General features: G+C 60.3%; 24 protein-coding genes. 10 read left to right on the top strand and 14 right to left on the bottom strand.

The features are described 5' to 3' along the window. Positions 1-42: 42 nt before the first annotated feature. Complete coding sequence (gene tetH / locus KZJ38_RS25580) at positions 43-846, bottom strand: thiosulfate dehydrogenase (protein ID WP_219802588.1); 804 nt, start codon at positions 844-846, stop codon at positions 43-45. Between the two features lie 223 nt (positions 847-1069). Between tetH and KZJ38_RS25575 the strand changes: the two genes are divergently transcribed. Next, positions 1070-1501 (top strand): hypothetical protein, encoded by a 432-nt coding sequence (locus KZJ38_RS25575; RefSeq protein WP_219802587.1) that lies wholly within the window; start codon positions 1070-1072, stop codon positions 1499-1501. A gap of 25 nt (positions 1502-1526) precedes the next feature. Here the strand turns inward: KZJ38_RS25575 and KZJ38_RS25570 are convergent, their stop codons facing one another. Next, the gene (locus KZJ38_RS25570) at positions 1527-2498 is read right to left on the bottom strand and encodes an AraC family transcriptional regulator (protein ID WP_246642004.1); all 972 of its coding nucleotides are present in this window, start codon (positions 2496-2498) and stop codon (positions 1527-1529) included. Between the two features lie 93 nt (positions 2499-2591). Here KZJ38_RS25570 and KZJ38_RS25565 point away from each other — a divergent pair, with 93 nt between their 5' ends. Beyond that, entirely contained in the window at positions 2592-3422 is an 831-nt protein-coding gene (locus KZJ38_RS25565; RefSeq protein WP_219802585.1) for an oxidoreductase, read from the top strand. Positions 3423-3525: 103 nt separating this feature from the next. Here the strand turns inward: KZJ38_RS25565 and KZJ38_RS25560 are convergent, their stop codons facing one another. Beyond that, positions 3526-4482 carry a putative 2-dehydropantoate 2-reductase gene (locus tag KZJ38_RS25560; protein ID WP_219802584.1) on the bottom strand — a complete coding sequence of 319 codons (957 nt, stop codon included), beginning with the start codon at positions 4480-4482 and terminating at the stop codon, positions 3526-3528. Positions 4483-4748: 266 nt separating this feature from the next. Between KZJ38_RS25560 and KZJ38_RS25555 the strand changes: the two genes are divergently transcribed. The 6 genes from KZJ38_RS25555 to KZJ38_RS25530 all read left to right on the top strand — a co-directional run bounded on the left by KZJ38_RS25555 (position 4749) and on the right by KZJ38_RS25530 (position 9345). Continuing rightward, the gene (locus KZJ38_RS25555) at positions 4749-5132 is read left to right on the top strand and encodes a VOC family protein (protein WP_219802582.1); all 384 of its coding nucleotides are present in this window, start codon (positions 4749-4751) and stop codon (positions 5130-5132) included. A 47-nt stretch (positions 5133-5179) separates the two neighbouring features. Next, on the top strand, positions 5180-5464 hold the full coding sequence (locus tag KZJ38_RS25550; RefSeq protein ID WP_246642003.1) for a hypothetical protein: 285 nt from the start codon (positions 5180-5182) through the stop codon (positions 5462-5464). Between the two features lie 408 nt (positions 5465-5872). Continuing rightward, a complete protein-coding gene (locus KZJ38_RS25545) occupies positions 5873-6460 on the top strand; it encodes a flavoprotein (RefSeq protein WP_219802580.1) in 588 nt (195 codons plus the stop codon). A gap of 462 nt (positions 6461-6922) precedes the next feature. Further along, positions 6923-7333, top strand: coding sequence for a cupin domain-containing protein (locus KZJ38_RS25540; RefSeq protein ID WP_219802579.1), 411 nt, complete (start codon positions 6923-6925; stop codon positions 7331-7333). Between the two features lie 166 nt (positions 7334-7499). Next, positions 7500-7784: a helix-turn-helix domain-containing protein gene (locus tag KZJ38_RS25535; protein ID WP_246642002.1), complete on the top strand. Its 285-nt coding sequence runs from the start codon at positions 7500-7502 to the stop codon at positions 7782-7784. 478 nt (positions 7785-8262) lie between these two features. After that, on the top strand, positions 8263-9345 hold the full coding sequence (locus tag KZJ38_RS25530; protein ID WP_219802575.1) for an alkene reductase: 1083 nt from the start codon (positions 8263-8265) through the stop codon (positions 9343-9345). 204 nt (positions 9346-9549) lie between these two features. Here the strand turns inward: KZJ38_RS25530 and KZJ38_RS25525 are convergent, their stop codons facing one another. The 4 genes from KZJ38_RS25525 to KZJ38_RS25510 all read right to left on the bottom strand — a co-directional run bounded on the left by KZJ38_RS25525 (position 9550) and on the right by KZJ38_RS25510 (position 15820). Next, positions 9550-10491 carry a hypothetical protein gene (locus KZJ38_RS25525; protein ID WP_219802573.1) on the bottom strand — a complete coding sequence of 314 codons (942 nt, stop codon included), beginning with the start codon at positions 10489-10491 and terminating at the stop codon, positions 9550-9552. Positions 10492-10790: 299 nt separating this feature from the next. Beyond that, entirely contained in the window at positions 10791-12254 is a 1464-nt protein-coding gene (locus tag KZJ38_RS25520; protein WP_246642001.1) for a TolC family protein, read from the bottom strand. Continuing rightward, entirely contained in the window at positions 12244-13665 is a 1422-nt protein-coding gene (locus tag KZJ38_RS25515) for an HlyD family type I secretion periplasmic adaptor subunit (protein WP_219802571.1), read from the bottom strand. The genes KZJ38_RS25520 and KZJ38_RS25515 overlap by 11 nt, the downstream gene beginning before the upstream one ends. A gap of 16 nt (positions 13666-13681) precedes the next feature. Then, positions 13682-15820, bottom strand: a complete 2139-nt coding sequence (locus KZJ38_RS25510) for a type I secretion system permease/ATPase (RefSeq protein ID WP_219802570.1) — start codon at positions 15818-15820, stop codon at positions 13682-13684. A 535-nt stretch (positions 15821-16355) separates the two neighbouring features. On the opposite strand from KZJ38_RS25510, the gene KZJ38_RS25505 reads away from it, so the two are divergent. After that, positions 16356-16616, top strand: coding sequence for a hypothetical protein (locus KZJ38_RS25505; protein WP_219802568.1), 261 nt, complete (start codon positions 16356-16358; stop codon positions 16614-16616). Between the two features lie 66 nt (positions 16617-16682). Here the strand turns inward: KZJ38_RS25505 and KZJ38_RS25500 are convergent, their stop codons facing one another. The 7 genes from KZJ38_RS25500 to KZJ38_RS25470 all read right to left on the bottom strand — a co-directional run bounded on the left by KZJ38_RS25500 (position 16683) and on the right by KZJ38_RS25470 (position 22314). After that, positions 16683-17150 carry an allene oxide cyclase barrel-like domain-containing protein gene (locus tag KZJ38_RS25500; RefSeq protein ID WP_219802566.1) on the bottom strand — a complete coding sequence of 156 codons (468 nt, stop codon included), beginning with the start codon at positions 17148-17150 and terminating at the stop codon, positions 16683-16685. 134 nt (positions 17151-17284) lie between these two features. Further along, positions 17285-18343, bottom strand: coding sequence for a GlxA family transcriptional regulator (locus KZJ38_RS25495; RefSeq protein ID WP_219802564.1), 1059 nt, complete (start codon positions 18341-18343; stop codon positions 17285-17287). A 109-nt stretch (positions 18344-18452) separates the two neighbouring features. After that, on the bottom strand, positions 18453-19502 hold the full coding sequence (locus KZJ38_RS25490; protein WP_219802563.1) for a HoxN/HupN/NixA family nickel/cobalt transporter: 1050 nt from the start codon (positions 19500-19502) through the stop codon (positions 18453-18455). A 47-nt stretch (positions 19503-19549) separates the two neighbouring features. Then, a complete protein-coding gene (locus tag KZJ38_RS25485; protein ID WP_219802561.1) occupies positions 19550-19903 on the bottom strand; it encodes a nitrile hydratase accessory protein in 354 nt (117 codons plus the stop codon). Between the two features lie 9 nt (positions 19904-19912). Continuing rightward, positions 19913-20536: a nitrile hydratase subunit alpha gene (nthA, locus tag KZJ38_RS25480; RefSeq protein WP_219802559.1), complete on the bottom strand. Its 624-nt coding sequence runs from the start codon at positions 20534-20536 to the stop codon at positions 19913-19915. A gap of 15 nt (positions 20537-20551) precedes the next feature. Beyond that, the gene (gene nthB / locus KZJ38_RS25475) at positions 20552-21295 is read right to left on the bottom strand and encodes a nitrile hydratase subunit beta (protein ID WP_219802558.1); all 744 of its coding nucleotides are present in this window, start codon (positions 21293-21295) and stop codon (positions 20552-20554) included. Next, positions 21292-22314 carry a CobW family GTP-binding protein gene (locus tag KZJ38_RS25470; RefSeq protein ID WP_219802556.1) on the bottom strand — a complete coding sequence of 341 codons (1023 nt, stop codon included), beginning with the start codon at positions 22312-22314 and terminating at the stop codon, positions 21292-21294. The genes nthB and KZJ38_RS25470 overlap by 4 nt, the downstream gene beginning before the upstream one ends. Before the next feature lie 332 nt (positions 22315-22646). Here KZJ38_RS25470 and KZJ38_RS25465 point away from each other — a divergent pair, with 332 nt between their 5' ends. Further along, on the top strand, positions 22647-24161 hold the full coding sequence (locus KZJ38_RS25465; protein WP_219802554.1) for an ATPase domain-containing protein: 1515 nt from the start codon (positions 22647-22649) through the stop codon (positions 24159-24161). Positions 24162-24185: the final 24 nt, after the last annotated feature.

The following is a 24185-nucleotide window of genomic DNA, read 5'->3' as shown; positions in this document are numbered from 1 at the left end:
GGTGCTGTCGTTCACCATGCGTGAAAGCGCGGCATGGATGGGCTAGGCGTAGGTGAAGCCTTTCTTTTGCAGATCGACCATGAACGCCACGACGCTCGGAACGAGCACTGCGTCGGGAATCAGGTTGTTGGTGAGGTCCGCTGCAATTTCATTAGCGGAACGCGATGAAGAGGAAGACGACTGCGCGAGGGTTCTCGAGATTGCGTGTATGGAGTCGTGACACGCAACAAAGACCGCGCCGCGCCGCTGCAGCGACGTCACGTTATTGTTTTGCGGCCCGTAGAAACCCGCCATGTCTTGCAAGGCGTCATGCGGCGAGACACCGTCTTTTTCGGCGATCAGCGTATTACGTGTAAAGTGCGGGCCCGCGAGTTTTGCCAGTTCGTACTTGTCCCACATGCTTTGAGAGAACAGCGCGAGATGCGCGAGACCATGCGTTGCGGAGACGGCAAGAAAGTCGTGTCTACCGTTTGCGAACACCTGCCCGTTCATCGCCTCGCGCATGAGTCCGGGCCACGGACCGGCGAGATCCGCGACGTCCCACATCTGTTTATACGCGTACTGGTAGCCGAGCAGAGCGTCGGCAGCCTGCTTGTCCCACATGTGCTGATCGGTCAGCATGAAAGGCACCGACTCGAACTGCCGATGGCGCGGCGCCTGCGCCAGTCTGCGGGCAAGGTCCTGCAAGGTCGTGGCGCCGCCCGGAATTGCTGATTCGTTGTCAGACGCCCCGCGCTCGCGTGCAGTGGCGATACGTCCCGCCGAGAGGGCGGTCAGCAATACGGTACCCAGCCCAATGGCGCGCAGCCCCTGGCGGCGCGTGCTGCTATACGGATCTCGTGACATGTCGTGGCTAACGGTGATGTGCGATGCTAGCCATCGTAGGGTGGGCACATCGACCGGTCCATCGCTCATTGGTTTCGCGAGATGAGACGGACAGCCTGGCGAGATACCTATTCGGAACTAGAGCTGCAGGCCAACGGGGTGATATTCGCTAGTGCCTGATGGAGCGGAATGCGGGACAATGTCCACTATGTCCATTTATATGCGGCCGAATCCCAGAGAAAACATGAGACGACTTTTCCTTGCCGCCTTCGCGGCCACCTGCTTCGCGACCTACGCTCAAGCGCAAAGCAATGCAACCGGCCCGCTCGTCACGCCCTCGGGCGAACTGCAATTCGCGCGCGCCGATCACGATTTCGTGGGCATGCTGGACAAGGAAGTTTTCGATCGATTCGACGCGAACATGCTCACGCATTTCGACGACATTGCCAGCGCAAATGACACGGTCACGCGCATGCTCGTGCAAACGGATTCGGGCCCGGTGCTATACGACTTTCGCCGCCGTCCGCCACTCGTGCAGCGCTCGAATAAGCGCATGACGGTCAAGCGCGTGTTCTGGCAAGACAACGAAGTCGTGATGCAAGGCTCGCAAGGCTGGTTCCGCTTCAAAGGCGGCGTATTCACGAAGTTGCAGTCGTCAAAGACGATCTATCGCTGAACCGCCCAAGCGAAGCGCGCCAGCCTCAGTGCGACGAAACAAATATGCTATCGGTGAACGCTTCCGGAATCGCGAAGCTTTCGCGCATGCGCTTCGTCTCCGCCGCAGGCGTCAAGCCGAATAACCGCTTGAACTCCCGGCTGAACTGCGAGGGACTCGCGTAACCCACAGCGTTGCTGGCGGCCTCCGCGGTCAGGTCCTGGCGCACCATCAACAGGCGAGCCTGATGCAGACGCGTCGACTTGACGTACTGCATCGGCGAAACCTGCGTCACCGCCTTGAAGTGACTATGAAAGCTTGGAACGCTCATCCCGGCTTCCTCGGCAAGCTGCGCCACATCGAGCGGCTGCGCGTAGCCCGCGTGAATCAGGCGTAGCGATCGGCCTATCCTGCCGAACTGACCGCGCATCCCCAACGCTTCTCGCATCGAGCGCCCCTGTGCACCGGTCAGCACGCGGAAATACAGTTCGCGCAGCAGGCCTGTACCGAGCACAGCGGCTTCGAGCGGCCGATGCATCGCTTCGAGAAAGCGCAGCACGGATGCCTGCATTGCCTCATCCATTGGCGTCGACATCATGCTTTGGGGCGCCTGCATGCGTTCCGCTATGTCTTCTCGATCGATCTGCGCCGCCAGTTCGGCGGCCATCGTGAAATCGAGGTGCAGATACAGCGCGAGCAGCGGGCGCTCCGCCGTTGCGTCGGTTTCCATGCTGAACGGCACGGGCGCGGACACCGCGAGGTAATGATGTTCGTCGTACAGATACAGCTCGCCGCCGAAGTAACCGCGCTTGCGTCCCTGGCAAACGATCACGATGCCGGGATCATATAGAACCGGCGTGCGCGACAGCGGCCGGTTCGAACGCAGGATGCGCACGCTCGGCAATGCCGTCAGGTTGTAGCCTTCATCGGGAGCCAACGCGTGCAGCAGGGCAATCATGCGCTTCTGAATGCGCGAGGGCGGCGCGGAAGGTTCGTTATACGTGCGCTTGGTGCTCATAGTTTTATGCAAGAAATTTAGCGAAATCTGGCTTATTTACGTTCGATGCTCAGACTAGTATGCACTCTCGAAACAACATTCGGGAGAACTTCCGTGGCATCCAGAAAAATTCTGCTTATCACAGGCGTCAGCAGCGGCTTTGGCCTCGCGCTCGCAAAAGAGGCGCTAGCGGTCGGGCACACAGTGGTCGGTACGGTAAGGAGTGCGCAGGCAAGGCGCGATTTCGAGTCGCTATCGGCAGCGGCTTTTGCGCGTGTTCTCGACGTGACTGACTTCGAGGCCATCGAGGGCGTCGTGTCGGAAATCGAGGCAACGGTCGGGCCCATCGACGTGCTGGTCAACAACGCAGGCTACGGCCACGAAGGCGTGATGGAAGAATCGCCTTTGTCGGAAATGCGCCGGCAGTTCGATGTGAACGTATTCGGCGCGGTCGCGATGATGAAGGCCGTCTTGCCTTTTATGCGCGAGCGCCGTCGCGGGCACATTCTGAATATGACGTCGATGGGCGGTCATGTCACCATGCCTGGCATCGCTTATTACTGCGGGAGTAAATTCGCGCTGGTCGGGATTTCCGAAACGCTCGGCAAGGAGGTTGGACCTTTCGGTATCGCGGTGACGGCAGTAGCGCCGGGTTCGTTCCGCACCGACTGGGCCGGCCGCTCGATGACGCGAACGCCCCGCTCGATTGCCGATTACGACGCGATCTTCGACCCCGTCCGCAAAGCACGCGAGGAAAAAAGCGGCAGGCAACTCGGGGACCCGCAGAAAGCAGCGCTCGCAATGCTCGCTGCGATCGATGCGGACAGCCCGCCCGCCCATCTGTTGCTGGGCAGCGATGCGCTAGGGCTGGTGCGAGGCAAGTTGTCGTCGTTAGGAGATGAAATCCGTGCATGGGAAACCGTGACGGTTTCGACGGATGGTTGACGGACAACTCGGTGATCGAAGTGAGTCTTCGCGCCGCTCTACGGACCAGCGTGGCGACGTTCTGACGCGCCACGCTGGCAAGAAAGCGCAATCCGTCGTCCGCTCATACAGTGACGGCCGATGCATCCACCACGCGCAGCAGCCGATGCATCATGTCGATGGCCGGCAGCGAACACCCGGCCGCACGCGCTGTATCGATGGGCGCTCCGTACATTGCATCGAGTTCCATTGGCCGATGCAGCACACGGTCGAAGTACATGCTCGGCAGATAGTCGTCGAAGGACCTTGTCATGTCGATCAACTGTTGCGGCATATCCTCGGGAAACGGATACCCACACGCCCGTGCGCCTTGCAGCACTTCGTGCATTAGAGTCAGGACCAGCTTGCGGCTATCGGGATTGCCAGTCAGCAAGCTCGTACCGGCCTCGAGTAGTGCTGCCACGCCGTTGAAAGGCACGTTCCAGACCAGTTTCCGCCAGCGTGCCTCGGTGAGATCCGCAATTGAAATGGCCTTGATTCCGCTTGCGTTGAACATCGCAACGCCCTCTTCAAGCATCTGCTGCGGCGAGGCGCGATCGTCCTGCGGACCCGAGTGATAGCCGAGATGCAAGTCGTTCAGCGCAATATGCCTGACCACGCCAGGGGCCTCGCGGTACACAGCGAGCCAGCACAGACCGCCAATCAGGTGCAAAGACGGCGGCAGCATTGTGCGCAGCGTGTCCTCTACGCCGAGTCCGTTCTGCAGGCATATCACCTTGGCGCCCGGCGCTGCGGCGCGAGCGAGTATCGGCGCAAGTTCGGCGTTGCTCGTCGCTTTGGCGCCGAGCAAAAGCCAGTCGCATTGCGGCATATCGTCGATGCTGCGGTAAGTCTTGACGGAAATCGGTTTGGCGTCCGCGAATCGTTTGCCGCGAAGCACGAGCCCATCGCGCGTGATGGCTTCGTACTCGCTACGCAGCAGGAAATGGACGTCGAAGCCCGCGCGCGCGAGGTGATAGCCGAAGTAGCCGCCGATCGCGCCACTGCCGATGATGCCAATGCGCGGGGAAGACTGGGTCATGAGGAGTTTCTCCCGTGAAAACATATGAGCTATTCAAGCGCTGCTTCCGCAGCGCAACCACGCGCTGCAGCACGATTCGCTGGTCTGGACTGCGGAACAGTCACGTGACAAGAACAGATGCGCGGCTCCGTAGATTCCGCGCGCGCGTTGAACGCTTCATCCAGGAATCTGGACGGAAGCCGGATTTACCTTGAATGCCTTCAGGCGTCGGCTATGTTGAATGATGGAGAGACAGGTCTCAGGCCACATTCAGTGAGGGTCACAACATGAGCGTCCAGCTAAATCACACGATTGTCTGGTGCAGCGATAAGCGGAAGTCGACAAGATTCCTGATGGACATCCTCGAGCTTCCGGAACCCCTCGAGTTCGGACCCATGCTGGTCGTTCAACTCGACAACGGCGTCTCGCTAGATTTCTTCGAACGCGACGGTGCGATTTCCATGCAGCATTACGCGTTTCTGGTCAGCGAGGACGAATTCGACCGCGCCTTTGCGCGCATTCGCGATAGAGGGCTTCAGTATTGGGCCGATCCCAGCAAACAGCGTGTCGGCGAAACCTATCAGCACAACGGTGGCCGGGGCCTCTATTTCGACGATCCCGATGGTCATTTTCTCGAGATCATGACCCGCCCTTATAAGATCGGAGCCTAGTGGTTTAAAGGACAACGACGATCGGCGCCGACACAATCGTGGCAGGCATGAAGCCTTCAACTCTAGTGCCTGCGGGCTGCGCGGCAGCGGTATTCGTCGTGCTTATCAGCGGCTGCGCCTCGACATGGCCGCCGCCGCCCGCGACCCATCAGACCACCTCGCCGGGTGCGATCAACACAAACGCCTACATGCTGCACGCACCCAACGCAGCGATGCCTGCTAACGCCGTGTCAAAGCCACCGAGGCTCACTGTCGGCACGAGCTACCCCGATACGCAATTGATTCTGCCGTGGTTCCTCAACGACATCATTAACTTCGTGAACTACCGTTAGCCCGCCGGAGCGTCGCGGCTACGGCGTACGAGTCACGTGAGAACACCGCAATGTCCCAGGCCGATCAACCAGATAGTAACCGTTAAAATGCATTAATACCGATATTTGGCATGGTAAAAAGCTGGGGAAATTATTGATTTAGTGGAATATTGTCGATACAACGGCTGTTTCGTCCATAAGGATCGGCACCACGGGTGCCTTGGTCACATGCCGGCAAAGCCCGCGCCTCAGCATGTGAGTATCGCGCTTGCTTCACCGGCTTGGCATGGACGGCCGGCTGACGGATTTCGCTACGCTGGCGATAGCGTTTATCAGGCCGGTGATAAACGCATTCTTCCCTGCTAGTGGTTGTGAACCTCGAGGTTACCTAAGCCAGCGTCGTCCGCAACCCAATTGCAGGTACAAAAAATGTGGGGCAACGATTCCTTGCAAACGGACGAAGGCGTCACTTCTGAAGCGGTCATACCAGCCAACGCGACAACTGCCAGTCCTCAAGAGGGATCTGTTGCATACCTGATCGTCACCGGCGCAAAAAGTGCGTCATATGGCCACGATCTATTACGCGGACTGGTTGCAATGGGCTTTGCGAGGGTGATCGCTATACCGACGCCGAACGCATCCCGCGTAGTCTGCCCACTGAATCTCGCAGAGGTTCCGACAGTGAAGTTCGTCGAATCTTACTTCGACGAATCGATTAGTCCGCGACCGAAGTCAGGCCTTGTGCTAGTCGCACCATGCACATTCAATTCGCTAAATAAGCTAGCGCAAGGCATCGCCGACAACCTGGCGATGTCGGTCGTAGCTGAAGCGATCGGACGGCGAACACCTGTGATTGTCGCACCGTCGTTGAATCAACCCTTGTTCGACCACCCGCGCGCGCAGACCTCTCTTTGTGCATTGCACAGCTGGGGCGTACAGATCGTGCCCCCGTCCGACGTCACCAAGGTTCTTGCTCCAGTCGACCGAGTGCTTGCCGCCGTGCGGTCGAATTTCTAGCGCACGGTTTCGCTGCAGCGCGATGTGGCTTCTGGTGACGTGTTTTTCTGGTGACGTGTATCCCAGTAGTTTTGTAACTTTGTAAAAATCACATTATAGGTTACGGCCACGACGCGTCGGGGCAGTACAGGCGAAGCGGTAGGGCAAATGCATAGAGGCTCATTTTGTTCGTCAATGTATCTGCGGGGTCGAACCGATACACAAAATTGCATTTGAATGCGCTTCCGACACAAGCCAGATACTTTCAGGCGCTCCAATACGTTGGTGCCAAAACAGAAGTGGAACGGCGCTGAACGCGGATGCAATTACTTCTGCGAAATCGAGGAACGAATAGAAATGTTGAATCAACCTGGGCACCAGCGCATCGAGCGCTAACACTCGACTCCTGCAAGGAAATTGAAAAGGCTCAGGTGGGGCATGAGGTCGACGACCGATTACGACCCACTTCATAGGAGTGTAACGATGTTGAGTAGACGTGGTTTCGTGTCTGGCGCACTTTGCGCGACAGTTGGTTTAGCTTTAACTCAGCGCCGCGCTCGTGCGCAGAAGTCACCAGAGCAAGCGCTCAAGTTCCTGGCGAAGACCGAATACCCCGGAGACAAGTACGCTTGCATCCTTGTTAAGTTGGACCTCGCTCCGGGAGAGCACGTCCCGCGACATATGCATCCGGGCCTCGAATCGAGCTATTTGGCTTCAGGCAACATTACTTTGTCCATAGAGGGCAAACCTGACCTCGTCGTCAAAGCGGGTGACGGCTATCAAATCCCGGCTAAGACGCCGCATAGCGTGCGCAATGGTTCCGAAAAATCGACGATCGTTGCCACGTTTATCGTCGAAAAGGATAAACCATTGGTTGAGCTGGTGCCGACGTAGGTCGAATACGAAGTATGGAAGGAGGTCCGATCCGGCTGTCAAACCCATGGCCTTGCTGACATGATGGTGCTCCACGGCCGCATCGACTCTGGCCCCTGCGTTAGCGGCGATGTTTCGGGAACCGCAGCGATCCTGGACTGTATCTGACCTCGCACGACTTTGCGGAATGTCTCCCGCGACGATCGCCCGCCATTTCAAAGTGAGGCTTGGCCGTTCAGCTAGCGACCTCTTGCTGGAAATCCGAATGACGATGGCCGCCAACGCACTCAAGGACTCGACTGCATCCATCGGCGCCATTGGCGAAGCAGTCGGCTATCGATCGGAGGCGGCTTTCCAACGGATCTTCAAGCGGCATATCGGAACGACTCCCGCACAGTGGCGCAAAGAAAGCCTTCGCCAAAGTGGTGAAAGCTCTGACACGTCGCGCACCGGCAACCAGCAGGAGCGCTAGGTCCGTTCATCAACATGAGATCGGATTGACTCATGCCACCGGGCTGCGTCGTCCAGGTTCTTTATTGAGCATGGCCCAATAGTTCATCCCATAACTGTTTATTGTTGGATTGCAGTCCGGCCCGGACAGTGATTACCGGTACTTGGGGAGGCTCCGCGTCGCTCCCAGGTCACCATGCCTGCTGCCGTGCCTCTTCGGCAAAGTCCTGATCCAGATGGTCAACGGGTAGCTCGAAATCTTCCCCAACTCGCAAGACCATCCGGACGGTGCGTCCAACTATCTGGATGCCAATTGCCGATGGTTTGGAAATCAGGACGATCCATCCCGTTTCCCTGTCTAGTCATCGAACGCTCAATCGATATGCTTTTCCCAAGCCTTCGACTGCTGCCGTCGACGGTGATCTTTCACCACTGAGTACGTGCCCGTACGCCGACGCGTATCGGGTATGGGTCTCACGGATACCTAAGGAAGAGACACGATGACTACGCTATGGGATCCGATCAGGATCGGCAAACTTCAGCTTCCGCATCGCTTTGCGATGGCCCCGATGACGCGCAGCCGCGCTAACGCGGACGGCACGCCCGGTCCGCTTGCAGCCGAATACTACGCGCAGCGCGCGTCGCTCGGCTTACTCATTTCCGAAGGCACGCAACCGTCCGAAGACGGTCAAGGCTATCTGACCACGCCGGGCATTCACAACACGGCCCAGGCGAAAGGCTGGCGGGCGGTCACGTCAGCGGTGAATCGCGCCGGCGCGGTGATGTTCATTCAGTTGATGCACGCGGGCCGCATGTCGCATCCGGACAATACGCCGCATCATCGGCAGGCACTCGCACCGTCGGCGATCGCATCGGGCGAGAAGATGTACACCGTCAACGGCATGCAGCCGATGCCGGCGCCGCGCGCCATGAGTGTCGAAGACATCAGGACCACCGTGAAGGACTTTCGCCGCGCTGCCGCCTATGCGATCGAGGCCGGTGCCGATGGCGTCGAATTGCATGGCGGGCACGGCTACCTGCTGCATCAGTTTTTTGCGGCGAATGCGAACCAGCGCAACGACGAATACGGCGGCTCATATAAAAGGCGCGCGCGTTTCGCGATTGAAGTTGCCGAGGCGGTAGCTGACGAGATTGGTCCCGACCGAACCGCTATTCGCCTTTCTCCATTAAGGCACGTAGGCGGACTGATTGAAGGCGACGAGAACGCCGACCTCTATCGCTATTTCGTGCGCGAACTCAACGCAATGAAGCTCGCGTATCTGCATGTGTTTGCCGAGCCGAAGATCGAAGCGCTGCTTCAGGAAATCCGCGAGGCCTGGTCGAAACCGCTGATGCTGTTGCGCGCCGAACGGATCATCGGGAATCTTGCGGCGGATATCGAATCGGGACTAGCGGACATGATCGCGATCGGCAGATGGGCGCTGGCGAATCCTGACTTCATTTCAAGGTTCGAGCGCAATGAACCGCTCAACGAAGCCGATCACACGACCTTCTATGGCGGCACGGCGCAGGGCTACACCGACTATCCGACGCTCGCGCAGTTGCAAAGCGCGGACAAGTGAGCGCCCTTCACTGCTCACTGCCTGGTGTCTATCGTTTCTTCGTTCTTCTTCGCGTGAAGGCGCGCGGCGCACCGCCCGGACCGTCCATCAAGGCGGCGCATCAGGGCGGCGGTGCGATGCGCGCCGACGCACGATACCGTGCGAGTGCGAACACCGCCCCGCCTCCTGCTATCGAAAGCGATCAGACTTCCGCCATGTCGATGGTCAATGTGCGCTCGCGGCGAGCGTCACCTTTTGCGGCGGAATAGGGGCCGCGGCGACGGCGCTGCCGGGCACCGGTATATTGAGCGACGACAGCGCCATAACGATCGACTGGACCACCGCCTGCCCACCAATCATCGGCGGCGTCGGACCGCTCGGCGCCGAGGTCACGGTCGATACGACCTGGTTTTGCGCATTGAACGTCCTAACGGTCTGGGAGATCTCCTTGCCGCTCGCGTCGTAGTTGAGCGTGTCGACCAATACGTTGCCGTTCGCTAACTGGGTTCGCACACTCCCCAATTGGCCCAGCTCATTGAAATTTTCCTGAGTCGCGATGACGCCGTCCGGAGAGCCGCTCCCGTTGATCATATTGAACTGGATGCGGCCATCGCCGAACACGTTAATCGTCTCCTCGACCCGGCCCGACACGCCCGGCCCGGTAAAGTCCTTCACCGATAAAACTTCGCCTGCCGGCAGGCCAGTCGTTTCAAACTGGTAAGTGTCGCCGTCTTTCGTCGTGGCGGTGCCCGACGTCAAGGTACCTTGTCCGTTCGCACCAGTGGTCTTGAGGTCGATCGACGCAATATCGTCTCCGACCGGGCCGACGCCGAACAGTGTGCCGATCTGGCCAATCTGCGCGAGGAGCGTCGGATCAGCGATGTATACATTGGAGCCGCCGCCCTTGAAGTTGACGACCTGCTCGAGCAACGTTCCCGTACCGTTGGAACCCGAAAATTCCCGAATGACCGGGTCCGACTCGGCTGCCGTGCCTTGCGGAAGCAGCACGGTCGAGGTGCCGTCAGCGTTGTTGATAATCTGTTCGGGCTTTGTCGAAGCCGTAGCGAGGCTTTGAAGTACGTTTGTTGTCGGTTCGTTCATCTTGCGCTCCAGAATGAAAGGAATGACACATCGAGAATATTCGCAACTGTGTTCGATAATCGGCACAGGAAATATCCCGGAAATAATCACGCAATCAGGTCGTTTCGTCCGATGCGGGCGGCCGCCACCCCTTAAGCGCGATCGATACTCAAACACCCGTGCTCAGACCGATATTCCCGCGCACCAATTAAAAACAATGCCAGGGAAAAGTGTTATCCGGATCAATTCATTTATTACCAGCTTTCTTGTCCGCAACATTTAATTCGACATGCAATTATTATTCAAGGAAATGCGAAGCTATATTCGCATTTCCTTGAATACGAAAAAACGCATCGTAAGCGAAATGTGTATTCGCATATCGCGGCTCATTCGCCCGGCAAACTCCACATGCCGATTTCGCCGAGCTTGGCGGCCAGTTGCAGCCGCGCGGAACGCCAGTCGGTCAGCGCCTCGATGCGCTGCCGTTTCGCACCCGCAAGCGCGGACTGCGCATTGAGCAGTTCGAGGATGCTGCCCACGCCCACCGTGTAGCGATGCTCGGCCGCTGCGTACGAGCGGTTCGAGATATCGAGCAGCATCGCGCTGTTATCGAGGTTGTGTGTCGCCGTCTGTAGCGCCTCGTAACTGGTCCAGACATCGAGGCCGACCTGCTGCCGCGTTTCGTCGAGCGTGTCGCTCTCGAGTTCCGCTTTCGCCTGTTGTTCACGCATCTGATACGTCTTCAGGAAGCCCGTAAAGATCGGGATCGTCACCTGAAAGCCCACGTACCATTCGCTGCCCGTCGTCGGCAGTTGCGGCTGTCCGATTTCGAAGGTGGTCGGCTCATTGTTCCGGCTGTACTTCGCGACGAGGCTCACACTCGGCAGACCTTCGGCACGTGTCTGTCTGATCTTGGCGAGAGCGGCTTCGACGCGCGCCTCGGCGGCGCGCACGTTTGGATGCGTGCGCTTCGCTTCGTCGATCAGATCGGCAATCGATCCGCTGAACGCCTGATCGGGTTTGACGCCCTCTCCAACCTCCGGCAGGGTGATCGGCGCGTTCGGATCGAGGTTCATATCGTTCGCCAGCACACCGAGCGCGTCCTGCCGGTCACCCTCCGCCTTCGTCAGACTGACGACTGCCTGCGCATACTGGGTCTGCGCCTGCAGCTGATCGGTAATCGGCGCAACACCGCGGTTCGTGCGCGCCGTCGCAGCCTGCACGCTGTCGTTCGCAGTCTGCTCGATCTGCTGCGCGGCGGCGAGCGCGCCTTGCGCGGCCTGCGCCGCGTAGTAGTCTTTCGCAACTTTCGCAAAGGCCGCATCGAGCACCGCCTGCTGGTTTGCCTGCGCGGCTGCGAGCAGCTCCGTCGCGCTCTTCAGCGCCGCCTCGCGCCCGCCGAAGTCATAGAGCACCCAGCTCAGCGACACGCTTTCGGTCCGCAGAAAATTGCGGAAATTCGAGTTGAATTGCGGCAGGTTGTCGATATCGGTCTTCTGATCGTCGCGCACGCCCTGCCAGCTCGCGCTGATGTTCGGCAAATAAGCGGCGCGGCCCTGCCCGACACGCGCGGCCTCGACTTTGACTTGCGCCCACGCCTCGCGCGTTCTCGGATTACTGCACAACGCGCGCTCGACGGCATCCTGCAAGGGCAACGGACTCGGCAGCGCGCCGAACACGCAGACGCTTGCGGACCCGTCGCCGAGCATGTTCGCGGCGGCTGTCGCAGGCACCGCCGAGCCGGTCAGGAGCGGATCGAAGGCCCATGCGGCGGGCGATCCGCACCATAGGCATAACGCGACCACACCCCAACGTCGCCCCGACCTGCGCGACACGGTTCTAACGTTCACGCAAGCTCTCCTCGCCCGACTGGACGATGGGGTCGAGGAAATACCGCGCGACACTCCGCTTGCCGGTTTGAATCTCGGCGGTCACTTCCATACCGGGCGTCAGATGAACCCAGGCGCCGTTCGCGCGAATCCGGTTGGTCGGCAAACGCACGCGCGTCACGAACATGAGGCCGTGCTTCCTGTCCTGAACCGCATCGTTCGAAACCGCCACGACCGTCCCTTTCAGATAGCCGAACGTCGTATACGGGAACGCCTTGACCTTCACCAGCGCGGTTTGTCCGGGCCGTACGAATCCAATGTCCTTGTTCTCGATGTTGGCCTCGACTTCGAGTGTGTTGTCCGGCACGATTTCCATGACCGCCTGGGCCGCGGTCGCGACACCGCCCAACGTGTGGACCGTGAGTTGCTGCACCGTGCCGGCGACAGGCGCGGTCAGGCTTAGGAGCTGCTGGCGCGTGTCCGCTTTGGTTTCGTCGTTGCGGCTTTGCCGGTACTGCTGCGTCGCCTTGTCGAGCGCATCGAGCTGCTTGCTGCGAAATGCGGACATCGTCGCGGCGATATCGGCGCGCTGCTCTTCCACGGCGGCCATCAACTCATGCGAGCTGCTCGCGCGCGCCGCGAGATCGTGTTCCTGGCCGAGCGCGGCCTGCTCCTTTGTCAGATAGTCGGCTTGCGCGACGTATTTATCCGTGGCGAGCGCGCGATATTCGTCGGCTTGCTGGCGCGCGAGCGGCGCGGTTGCGGCGAGCTTGCCGATTTCGACACGCGTGGTCTCGAGCTCGGCTTCGCGTTTGCGTAGCTCGGCCTGCGATGCGTTGAGCTTGTCCTCATATTCGCGGTACAAACCCTCGGCGAAATGTTGCGTCTCCGCCTGCTGCGCGGGCGAAGCGCCATCGACGCCCGCCACAACCGGCGCATGCCCGCTGCTTTGCGCATCGAGCAACGCGCGCGAACGCGCGGCGGCAAGCGCCGCGTCGATGCGCGCAGTCCGTGCATTATCGGAATCAGCGGCAGCCTGGGTCGCATCGAGCTGCATCAGCAGTTGCCCGGCCTCCACGCGTTGCCCGTCTTCGACGAGGATGCGGCGCACGACACCTGTGATCGCAGGCTGAATGATCTTTACGCGCTCGTCCGGAATCAGCTTGCCTTCGGCCACCGCGACGATATCGAGCCGGCCGAACACGGCGAGCAGCAGCGCCAGCGCCGCGAGCGCGACCAGAATGCGCATCGTCCAGCGCGGCGCCGGATGCACAGGTGTTTCAACGAGTTCGAGATTGGCGGGCAGAAACTCCCGCTCGTGCGAAAGCCTCGACTCGCCATCGAGCTGTGCGCGCATCGACCACGCGGCGCGAAACACCGCGCCATAGCTTCGCAACAAGTCGCCAAACGCCTGCAATCGGATGAGGTTCATGATCGGATCCGCCGCCTCACGCGTTTTGCAGCGCAACCAGATGGGCGTAATAGCCGCCCCGCGCGAGCAATTCGTCATGCCCGCCGCGCTCGACGATGCGGCCGCGATCCATCGCGACGATATGATCGGCACGCCTGACCGACGAAAGACGGTGCGCGATGATGATCACGGTGCGGCCCTCGCAGATCGCGCGCATGTTCTGCTGGATGATGTGCTCGGTCTCGAAGTCGAGCGCGCTGGTGGCTTCGTCGAAGATCAGGATGCGCGGGTCGGTCATCAGCGCGCGCGCAATCGCGATGCGCTGGCGCTGCCCGCCCGACAGGTTCGCACCGTGCTCGCCGACCACCGTGTCATAGCCCTCAGGCATCTCGGAGATAAACCCGTGCGCACCCGCGAGCCGGGCCGCAACCATGACGCGATCGAGCGATGCGCCGGGATCGGTCACGGCGATGTTCTCGCGAATCGAGCGATTGAAGAGCAGATTCTCCTGCAGCACGACGCCGATCTGGCGGCGCAGCCAGGCAGGATCGACAAGCGCGAGGTCGATGCCGTCAATGCGCACCTGACCCGCCTCGGGCAAATACAGGCGCTGCAGCAGCTTGGTCAGCGTGCTCTTGCCCGAGCCCGAGCGGCCTACGATACCGACCACCTCGCCCGCGCGAATCTCGAGCGAGATATCGTGGAGCACCGGCGTGCCGTCGGGCCGATAGCGGAATCGCACGTCTTGAAAGCTGATGTGCCCTTTGATTGCCGGCAAGGCCTGACGGCTTTGCGGGAGCTCGGTGCGCGTGTTGAGCACGTCGCCGAGGCGCGCCATCGAAATGCCGATCTGCTGAAAGTCCTGCCAAAGCTGGGCGAGCCGCAACACGGGCGCGACAACGCGCTCCGACATCATATTGAACGCAACGAGTTCGCCGACCGACAGCTTGCCTTCTATGACGAGCCGGGCGCCGAAAAACAGCAACAGCAGATTCACGAGCTTGCCGATGAACTGGATCAACTGCTGTCCGATATTGCCGAGTGTGCTGACGCGAAATCCGGCCGCCACATAGGCCGCGAGCTGATTATCCCAACGGCGTGTGAATTGCGGCTCCACGGCCATCGCCTTGACGGTTTCGGCACCCGATACGGTCTCTACGAGAAACGCCTGGCTATCCGCGCCGCGCGCGAATTTCTCGTCAAGACGTGCCCGCAGCAGCGGGTTGAACGTCATCGAGATGACCGCGTAGACAGGCAGCGACAAGACAACGATCAGCGTAAGCGGCACGCTATAGACAAACATGACGCCGAGAAACATGACCGAAAAGAACAGGTCGATGACCGCGGTGAGCGCCTGTCCCGTGAGAAAGTTGCGAATGTTTTCGAGTTCGCGCACGCGGGCGACCGTATCGCCGACACGCCGCACGGCGAAATACGCAAGCGGCAACGCAAGCAGATGCCGGAACAGCCTCGCACCGAGTTCGACGTCGATGCGATTGGCCGTATGAGAGAACACATAGTTGCGCAGCGCGGTCAGCAGCACCTCGAACACCGAGCTGACAAGCAAGGCGATGCACACGATGTTCAACGTGTTGAAGGCGCGGTTCGTGAGCACCTTGTCCATCACCACCTGGAACATCAGCGGCCAGACCAGCCCGAACAGTTGCAGCACGGCCGAAACGATCAGCACTTCAAGCAATAGACGCCGATACTTGACGACCGCGGGAATGAACCACGAGAAATCGAAGCGCGCCATCTCGCCCGCGAGCGACGCGCGCGACGCGAAGACCAGCAGTTCGCCATCGCAGCGCGCAAAGACCGCGGCGGGCATGCTCATGGTCACGGCGTTCGCGCCGGCTTCAAGTATCAGCGCCTTTTCGCCATCGCAGCCCGCAAGGATGAAATGCCGGCCGTCCTTATCAAGTGCGAGCGCGGGGAGCGGCGTCTTTGCGAACCGGTCCGCGGTTACGCGAACTTTGCGTGTCTTGAGTCCAAGCGAACGCGCCGATAGCACGAGGTCGCGGTCGTCGAACTGCGCCGACTTCCCGCCCGCCGCGTGTCGAAGCTGTTCCGCTTCCGCCGCGAGCCCATGAAAGCCGGCAATCACGACTAGCGCCGCGAGCCCGGGGTCGATCTTCGGATTCGGAGAAACGTGCAGTTGCTCTGTTTGATCCATAAGCTTTGAACTCCGTGGGCACGCGGGATCGGTCCGCCGCAAGAATGACGTCTTCCTCCTCAGTGCTAGACCGGCTTACTGGCAATCAGCGACAAAAACACCTGTCGCCGCGCCGCTATTCCGCAGATGAAAATTCACCGCATGACGAGTTTGCTCGCCTCGTGTTCGGCAAAAGGTATTGAATGGGAAGAGACGGATACGCGTAGGGTCACGCGAGTTCGCACGAACGCCGTAACCTGCGTGGTACGCAATGAATTCGTGAACGCGCGATTGCGTTGGGCCGCGCATATCTGTCCACCACAGCGAACTTTATGTTTGCTGCGGAACAGGTGATGGCGATTGACGGTTGGTCCTCTTAAACAACGTGCCATTCTGCAATCGGCTTGTCGACAGGGCGTGGTGTCGATCTGATCGCGTACGGCGACCTGCAACAATGAATCTCGCTATTGAGACTGATTTTCCGGCACGTGCAGGTCTACACTAAGTCATCGGATGCGCACTTGAGGTGCGCGACACGTTCCCTGGAGAGAAAGACATGAAAATCGCCCAGTTCGTCGTAGCAGGCCTGATCGCCATTCCGTCCGCCTTCGCGTTCGCACAGTCGACGCCGCCCTCGATCAATGACGACGTGAGGGCGAGTATCACCCAGGATCAGATGACCTATCGATACTCAAATCGAGTCGATCAGACGCAAGCTTCGATCAACGACGCTAAACGGACTGGGCTGCTGCCGCATCAGATGGCGGAAATGAACTTGGGTCGCTATTCGCTATCGGTTGTGCGCCCTTCGTTTTAAGCGAATCGTTGGTTACCGCATCGTGGTCACCGAATCGTTGGTCATCAAAGCGCCGCCTCGCAAGAATTATCGGGCGATGCGGCGCAGCGTAATAACCTGGCTGAACGTGCCGTCCGGCAGCGGTTTGGTGACTAACACCCCGTTGTATTGCTGATAGGCGCCTGTGGTGCCTATTACGGGAAGCGTCGATGGTCCCGACGCGGCCTCCTGCCCACCCACCGTGATCGTTCCGTCGCCCAGCTGCAAGGTCCATTGGCATTGCGAGAAAGCACCCGGCCGCACCGTGATGCAGAATCCGGCATTGTTGCCGATCGCTTTGTGCTGCTCATTCAGTAACGGCTGATCGAAAACAAAAATATCGCCTTGCGATGGCCCGTGTTCGCCCAGATCGACGGGTGTCTTCGTTCCCGCGTTTGCATCGGCGATCGTTTTTAGCACAATCACACGATCCGCTGCGAAAGCAGGCAGCGAAATTGCCAACGCTGACCAAACAAGAAAGTGCGCACCTGCTCTTGCGAGTCTATTCACTTGCATGGTTGGTGTTCTTTGTGAGAAATGAGGTCGCGCCAAAGGCTACACCCCGTGTTACTGATCGGTACGCGTGACGCGCGAAGCGATGCGATCCTATCCGAATGCGGCGGCTCTTTGCGTGAAGATAGTTGCCGGCCTTACGCCGACACGCCTCGCTCAGCCGTTTGCGTTTTCTTCGACGCAGGCTTCTTCGCCTCATCATCGCGCGGCGTACGCCCCGCAGGCGCGGCGTTTCGGGTTCGAAAACGCTCGCGATATTCAGTCGGGTTAATCTGCAAACGGCGTGCGAATACGCGACGCAATGCATCGGTGCCATCGAACCCGCACTGCCTGGCGATCTCGCGCAACGACAGATCGGTCGATTCCAGATAGCGTCGCGCGGCGTCGATACGCGCGTTGCTGAGGAACGTGATCGGCGTCACGCCACATTCCTTGATGAAGGTCCGCGCAAGATTGCGTGCGCTCATATGGACGCGTTGCGCAAGCGATGCAACCGTGTGCTCGGCTTGCAGGTTGTCGAGAATGTAGTGTTGCAGCGCTTGCGTTTGCGATCCGGGCGCCGCCTGCGACTCGAGCAGCGGGCTGAACTGTGACTGACCGCCGGCGCGCCGCAGATACACGATCAGGTATTTCGCAACATCAAGCGCCATCGCCTTGCCGAAATCTTCCTCGATCAGCGCAAGCGCCAGGTCGATGCCGGCCGTGACGCCGGCTGTGGTGTAGATGCTGCCGTCGTTCACATAGATGTGATCGGGCTCGATACGCGCCTTCGGGAAGGTGGCCGACAGCCTCGGCACGTCCATCCAGTGCGTCGTCACGACGCGGTTGTCCAGAAGCCCGGCGGGCCCGAGCGCAAACAGGCCGTTGCAGATCGCGCAAAGCCGCCGCACGCGCCGGTACTGCTGGCGTAGCCATTCGCTTAGCGCCGGGTCGTCGTACGTATCGAAGATACCGAGACCGCCCGGCACGATAATCGTATCGAACTCGGGGCATACGTCGAAGATCGTGCGATCGGGCGTCACCGTCAGACCGCTCGACGATTGCACGGTGCCACGCGTCGTGCCGACCGTGAGCATTTCGTACTCGCATTCGCCGCGGCTCAGTACCGTGACTTCGCCGAACGCGTCGCGCGGCCCGGCGATATCGAGCAGCTGAAAGCCGGGAAACACCACTAAGCCGATTTTGATGCGTTTCATCGAAGTCACCCACGGAACCATGCGGCGGCGGAACGTCAGCGTGGGCTGTCTCGTGGCGCCGGCATTGCATCGCCTGCTTAGCGGTGCGCCATGACGCGCGACAGACCGCTCAGACGGCGGCGACGTCCCTGTCGTAGCCTTTGATTTTATAGAGCAACGCGGAGACGATCCAACCGACAATAAATATTCCGACGATCGCATATCCAAGCGCGCCGAAATTGTCGTTGAGCGTATCGACGAACTGCCAGAAAGGCCCCGACAGACTAAGCACCTGTCCCGCGATGCCAAGCGCCTCGATGCCGCCGATCAGCAGGGCGACGACGGTTGAGATCAACGTGATCGTCAGGTTGTAGTACAGCTTGCGCAGCGGCTTAACGAACGCCCAGCCATAAGCGCCGAGCATCAGAATGCCGTCGGTCGTGTCGATGGTCAGCATGCCTGCTGCGAAGAGGCACGGGAAAACCAGGATTGTCCATATCGGCAAACCCGCCGATGCCTGCGATGCCGAGGTGCCGAGCAACGCGACTTCCGTGGCGGTTTCGAAGCCGATGCCGAACAGCATGCCAAGCGGAAGCATGAGCCAGCTCGAGCGAACGAGGCGGAACAGCGGCTTGAACACGCGCGCAAGCAGATTGCCGTCGAATTGCAGCAGCCGCGGGTCGTCGATCGGCTGTGTCCGTCCGCTTCTCATGCGCCGGAAGGTACGCGCGAGATCGGCCAGCAATACGAGGTTGACCGCGCCGATTGCGAGCAGAAACGACGCGGACACGACGCTGCCGATCATCGCGCCCGTTTGTCTGAATGCGTCGAAGTGATGCGCCAACGCTTTCGTGGCCAACGCGACGATGACCGCGCCGACCACCACCGTCAGCGAATGCCCCAGCGCAAAGAAGAAACCGACTGAAACCGGGCGCTTGCCGTCGTTCATCAGTTTGCGCGTGACATTATCGATGGCGGCAATGTGGTCCGCATCCATCGCATGGCGCAAGCCAAAGCTGTACGCGAGAAACGCCGCGCCGATCAGCGCCGGCGAGGTGCGCAGGACGGCATACGCCCACCCCCACGCGAACACGTTGATCAGTCCGAGCGCGATATACATCGCAACGACCTTGCCTCGAGTCGATGGGGCCAGGCGCGAGCTTCCGGTTATGACAGACATAAAGGGTGTCCTATACGGTGTGCAATGTGCGGTGTGACATCGTGAAATCACGAAGCGATGGCGGACGCGGTTTTGCGGGCGGTCAGCACACGCTCGAGTTCAGCCCGTGAAAGTACACCACTCGACTCGATCACGCTCACGAGGGCTTCGAGAAACCGCTCGTAGTAGTCCCAGCGCGGCTGATTCGCGCACTCCATCGTTTCCCATCGGGCGATCGACGCGATCAGGCATTGCCTGAAGTCTTCCCACTCGAAGCAGCCGGCCTTCGCAAGCGACAGGGCCAGCCCGAACACATCCCGTTCCCAGCGATTGGTAAAGAACAGTTTTCCGTCGAGGCGTGGCGGCGAGTCCGGCTCGCCGAGCATCGATGCCGTGGCGTACTCCTCGAATCGCATGAACATCGCACGCTCCTAAGGCTGCGGCGCCGCGACCAGCGCCACGCCCATCATCGATTCGGGCGTCACCAGCGCGGCGAGCGCTTCCTCGCTCATGCCGTCGGTGTTGGCCGGACGCTCGGGGATCACGAACCAGCGGATCTGCGCGCTGCTGTCCCACACCTTCACTTCCTTGGTATCCGGCACGGTCACACCGAACTCGCGCAGCACCGCACGCGGTTCGCGCACGCCGCGCGCACGGAACACCGGGTCTTTGTACCAGTAGGGCGGCAAGCCCAGCACCGGCCATGGATAGCACGAGCAAAGCGTACAGATGATCAGGTTGTGCACGTTCTCGTCATTGGCGACGGCGGCCATGTGCTCGCCTTCGGCGCCCGTCATGCCGACCGGCAGATCCAGTTCCGCGATCGCCGCGGGCGTGTCCGCGACGAGCCGCTTCCTGTACGCCGGATCGACCCATGCACGGGCCACGATCTTCGCGCCGTTGAACGGACCGGCGACGGTTTCGAAATGACGCAGCACGGTATCGACCGAATCGCTGCCGATCAGGCCTTTCTCGATCAGTAGCGCCTCGAGTGCGCGCACCTTCGCCGCGCTGGTTGCTTCGCGGTCTTCCGGAAAGCCAAAGATTTCGCTCATGTTGTCGATCTCCGTTCAAATAGCGGCTTGCACGTAAGCTTCAAAAAGGTCCGCGTAGAGGGTCGTGTTGGGTTCGCTCTTGCCCGGGCCCCAGATTTCGGCGGCATCGAATGCGACGCGATAGACGGGCATCGGCTGGCCGACGCCGTCGACGCCCGTCGACACGAAATACGAGAAGCGGCCCGGATAGACGGCCTCGACCTTGCCGGTCCGGTTACGCAAATAGCCCGGAAGGCGCGTGTGATCGACGGGCTCCGGATCGGCGACGCGAACCGTGTCGCCTGTTGCGAAGCGCGGGGCTCGCTCAGGCTCGTGATAGCCGGAATCGCCCTTTTGCAGATACGCGTCGATCTGCGCGACAAGCGCCGCATTCGGACGATCCGGCAACGCAGCGTCCGGATTCGCGCGATAGAACGCGCTTTTTTCATCGAGCTCCGCGGCGCTGATATAACCCGCGTCGACGAAGAACTGCGCGATCCCGCCAAGCCACTTCTCGTAATAGCGATACTTGAAGTAGTCGAATGGCTGCATGCCTTCCGCGCCGGTGCGCAGCGATGCCCACGTCCAGTTGCTTTTGAAGCCGGTAGGCAATTCTCTGATCGGATACGCATGCAATGCGTCGGCCAGATGCGCGCTCTCGGCCATCATCGTCGTGTGAATGCCGAAGATGCGCTTCTCCCATGGCTCGGCGAAGACTCGCGTATCGAGACTGACCGGTCCAAGGTTTTCGATGCCTCCAATATGGTGCTGTAGCTTCACGGTGTGCTCCCAAGGGGTAACGGAATGCCTGCCGGTTCGAGCGCGGCGGGACGCGCGACACACTCGAGCAGACCCGCGCGAAGCGCGTCCGCATCGAGCGCGCGACCGATTGCGACGAAACGGCTCTCGCGCGCCTCGCCGGCTGTCCAGCGTTTGCCGAAACTCGTTTCCATCAGCATGTGCACGCTGTGGAAATGGAGGCGCCGCGATTCGCCGCTCACGTTCAACACGCCTTTCATTCGCAGCAGCGACGCCCCGTGCTCCTGAACGAGCTGATTCGCCCAGCGATTGAAGCGGATGCCATCGAGCTCGCCAGGAATGTGAAGCGCGCACGATTCGATGCTCGTGTCGTGCTCGTGATCGTGCTCGCCTTCGGTAAGCAGGCCCGGTTCGACGGCGAGCAGGTTGTCGATCGAAAAACTTCGCCGGCCGAGCAGCGTGTCGATGTCAACGGCGGAGCGCATCACGAAGTCGAGTGCCGCGGTCGGGTTCAGCACGCGAATGATCGACTCGAGTTCGGTGAGGCTGGGCGGCGCGACGAGATCGGTCTTGTTGATCACCACGCGGTCCGCGAACACGATCTGCTCGCGGGCAATGTCGTCGCCCAACTGGTCTCGCGCATGCCGGGCGTCGACTACTGCAATGACCGATTCCAGTTCGACGCGCTCGCGCACATCCGGATCGGCAAGGAACGTCTGCAGCACCGGCGCGGGGTCGGCGAGACCCGAGGTCTCCACGATCAGCCGATCGAGACCGTCGCCATAGCGCGCGAGCAGTTCCTGCACACTTTCGACGAGGTCGCTGCGGACGGTGCAGCAGACACACCCGTTATTGATTTCGATCACCGCTTTCTCGTCGGCGACGATCAATTGGCCGTCGATGCCGACTTCGCCGAATTCGTTCACCACGATGCCGATCGGCATGGGCCGCGTCGCGTCGAGGATATGGTTGACAAGGGTTGTCTTACCCGAGCCCAGAAAGCCGGTGATGACCGTTGTAGGGATTTTCCTGATACGCATTTCGTCACTCCGTTTATCGCGGGGCAGCGCTGATATATCAGGAAGATAAAGGCTTTTGCGGCGCAAAACCGCCGCTGTCCCTTCATGCACGGACGTTGTCGGCGGGCACATGCGCATACGGCGAAAAATTTCCGAACCGACCGAAACGGACAGATTTGCATCCCCGCCCATGTGCGTGCCGCGATGCGCGGCAACGATTTCCGCGGCCGTCGTTGCGATGCTGTCTACGCCCTTACAGCAATTTGGCCGGAACCAACGGTCCGGATCACACTCAACCGCTTGGCACAATCATTGCAGAGTGGGAATTTGCATTTATTAACGTGAGTTCAATCATGCGAACGACCGATGTCACCGATCCCGATAGCGTGGCACCGCGAACCCGGATATCGACCGGCGTGGCCGGACTCGACGATGTCCTTAACGGTGGCCTGATTCCTAACCGGGTCTATCTGATCGAAGGTGTACCCGGAGCGGGAAAAACTACGCTCGGCCTGCATTTTCTACTCGAAGGCATGCGGCGCGGCGAGCCCGGCCTGTACATCACGTTGTCTGAAACGGCAGCGGAGCTACGCACGGTGGCGGAATCCCATCACTGGTCGCTTGAGGGCTTGTCCATTCACGAGCTCGTCAGCGAAGACGGGCTGTCAGCCGACGCCGGACAGTCGATCCTGCATCCGTCCGAAGTGGAGCTGGGGGAAACCGTTGACGAAGTCCGGCGTAAGGTGCTTGATATCAACCCGCGCCGCGTCGTGTTCGACAGCTTGTCCGAGCTGCGCCTGCTCGCGCAGGATGCGTTGAAGTACCGGCGGCAGGTTCTGGCGTTGAAGCAGTTTTTCTCGACGCAGGGATGCACCGTCTGGTTGCTTGACGACAAGACCTCCCAGCTCGGCGATCTGCAACTGCACAGCATCACGCACGGCGTCATCGAACTCGACCAGCGCGTGCAGGAATACGGCACGGAGCAGCGACGTCTGCGCGTCGTCAAGATGCGCGGCACCAAGTTCGCCGGCGGGAACCATGACTTCAAGCTCGATACGGGCGGCATCACGGTGTATCCGCGCCTCGTTGCCGCCGACCATCGCCGGCACTTCGGCGCCACGGCACAATCGACGGGCGTAACCGAACTCGATGCGCTGCTCGGCGGAGGCCTGATTCCCGGAACCAGCACGCTGCTCGTCGGGCCTTCCGGCGCCGGCAAGACGACTACCGCCGTGCGATGCGCGCTCAGTGCCCTGGAGCGCGGCGAAACCGTCAAGTACATGCTGTTCGACGAGACAATGGGCACGCTGCTGTCGAGGTCGAGACAATTGGACATGGCGCTGGACGCCCACATCGAAAGCGGGCGCCTGTTGCTTCAGCAGATCGACCCCGCGGAAATGTCGCCAGGGCAGTTCACCACGCTCGTGCGCGAGGCCATCGAACAGGCCGACGCATCGATGGTCGTGATCGACAGCCTGAACGCCTATATGCAGGCGATGCCCGGACATCGCTACCTTCTTTTGCAGATGCACGAGCTATTGAGTTACCTGAATCAGCAAGGCGTTACGACGCTGATGGTGCTCGGACAGCATGGACTGATCGGCAACGTGGCATCGGATATCGACCTCAGCTATCTGAGCGATGCGATGCTCGTATTCAGGTTCTTTGAAAGCGCCGGCGAGGTGCTCTCGGCGCTCTCCGTGCTCAAGAGCCGCACGAGCGAGCATGAGCGCACAATCCGCGAGTTTCGCGTCGGCCCCGGCGGCTTGCGTGTCGGCCCTCCGTTGAAGGACTTCGAAGGCGTGCTGGCCGGATTGCCGTCGTATCGCGGCGGCCAGGCCTTGCTTGGCGAACGGACCGACGGCTAGGGAGGCGCATTTTGGAAGAGCGGA

The sequence above is a fragment of the Paraburkholderia edwinii genome (assembly GCF_019428685.1).
GTDB classification, from domain to species: domain Bacteria; phylum Pseudomonadota; class Gammaproteobacteria; order Burkholderiales; family Burkholderiaceae; genus Paraburkholderia; species Paraburkholderia edwinii.
This window is presented reverse-complemented; position numbering and strand designations above follow the sequence as displayed.

Bases quoted from the DNA above. Each gene is read 5' to 3' on its own strand.
- KZJ38_RS25500 (WP_219802566.1), bottom strand. From the start codon at position 17,150: ATGCAAGTGAATAGACTCGCAAGAGCAGGTGCGCACTTTCTTGTTTGG.
- KZJ38_RS25515 (WP_219802571.1), bottom strand. From the start codon at position 13,665: ATGAACCTCATCCGATTGCAGGCGTTTGGCGACTTGTTGCGAAGCTAT.
- KZJ38_RS25510 (WP_219802570.1), bottom strand. From the start codon at position 15,820: ATGGATCAAACAGAGCAACTGCACGTTTCTCCGAATCCGAAGATCGAC.
- KZJ38_RS25575 (WP_219802587.1), top strand. From the start codon at position 1,070: ATGAGACGACTTTTCCTTGCCGCCTTCGCGGCCACCTGCTTCGCGACC.
- KZJ38_RS25470 (WP_219802556.1), bottom strand. From the start codon at position 22,314: ATGCGTATCAGGAAAATCCCTACAACGGTCATCACCGGCTTTCTGGGC.
- KZJ38_RS25530 (WP_219802575.1), top strand. From the start codon at position 8,263: ATGACTACGCTATGGGATCCGATCAGGATCGGCAAACTTCAGCTTCCG.
- nthA (WP_219802559.1), bottom strand. From the start codon at position 20,536: ATGAGCGAAATCTTTGGCTTTCCGGAAGACCGCGAAGCAACCAGCGCG.
- KZJ38_RS25465 (WP_219802554.1), top strand. From the start codon at position 22,647: ATGCGAACGACCGATGTCACCGATCCCGATAGCGTGGCACCGCGAACC.
- KZJ38_RS25560 (WP_219802584.1), bottom strand. From the start codon at position 4,482: ATGACCCAGTCTTCCCCGCGCATTGGCATCATCGGCAGTGGCGCGATC.
- KZJ38_RS25570 (WP_246642004.1), bottom strand. From the start codon at position 2,498: ATGAGCACCAAGCGCACGTATAACGAACCTTCCGCGCCGCCCTCGCGC.
- KZJ38_RS25550 (WP_246642003.1), top strand. From the start codon at position 5,180: ATGAAGCCTTCAACTCTAGTGCCTGCGGGCTGCGCGGCAGCGGTATTC.
- KZJ38_RS25505 (WP_219802568.1), top strand. From the start codon at position 16,356: ATGAAAATCGCCCAGTTCGTCGTAGCAGGCCTGATCGCCATTCCGTCC.
- KZJ38_RS25540 (WP_219802579.1), top strand. From the start codon at position 6,923: ATGTTGAGTAGACGTGGTTTCGTGTCTGGCGCACTTTGCGCGACAGTT.
- KZJ38_RS25490 (WP_219802563.1), bottom strand. From the start codon at position 19,502: ATGTCTGTCATAACCGGAAGCTCGCGCCTGGCCCCATCGACTCGAGGC.
- KZJ38_RS25555 (WP_219802582.1), top strand. From the start codon at position 4,749: ATGAGCGTCCAGCTAAATCACACGATTGTCTGGTGCAGCGATAAGCGG.
- KZJ38_RS25485 (WP_219802561.1), bottom strand. From the start codon at position 19,903: ATGTTCATGCGATTCGAGGAGTACGCCACGGCATCGATGCTCGGCGAG.
- KZJ38_RS25535 (WP_246642002.1), top strand. From the start codon at position 7,500: ATGTCTCCCGCGACGATCGCCCGCCATTTCAAAGTGAGGCTTGGCCGT.
- KZJ38_RS25495 (WP_219802564.1), bottom strand. From the start codon at position 18,343: ATGAAACGCATCAAAATCGGCTTAGTGGTGTTTCCCGGCTTTCAGCTG.
- tetH (WP_219802588.1), bottom strand. From the start codon at position 846: ATGTCACGAGATCCGTATAGCAGCACGCGCCGCCAGGGGCTGCGCGCC.
- KZJ38_RS25545 (WP_219802580.1), top strand. From the start codon at position 5,873: ATGTGGGGCAACGATTCCTTGCAAACGGACGAAGGCGTCACTTCTGAA.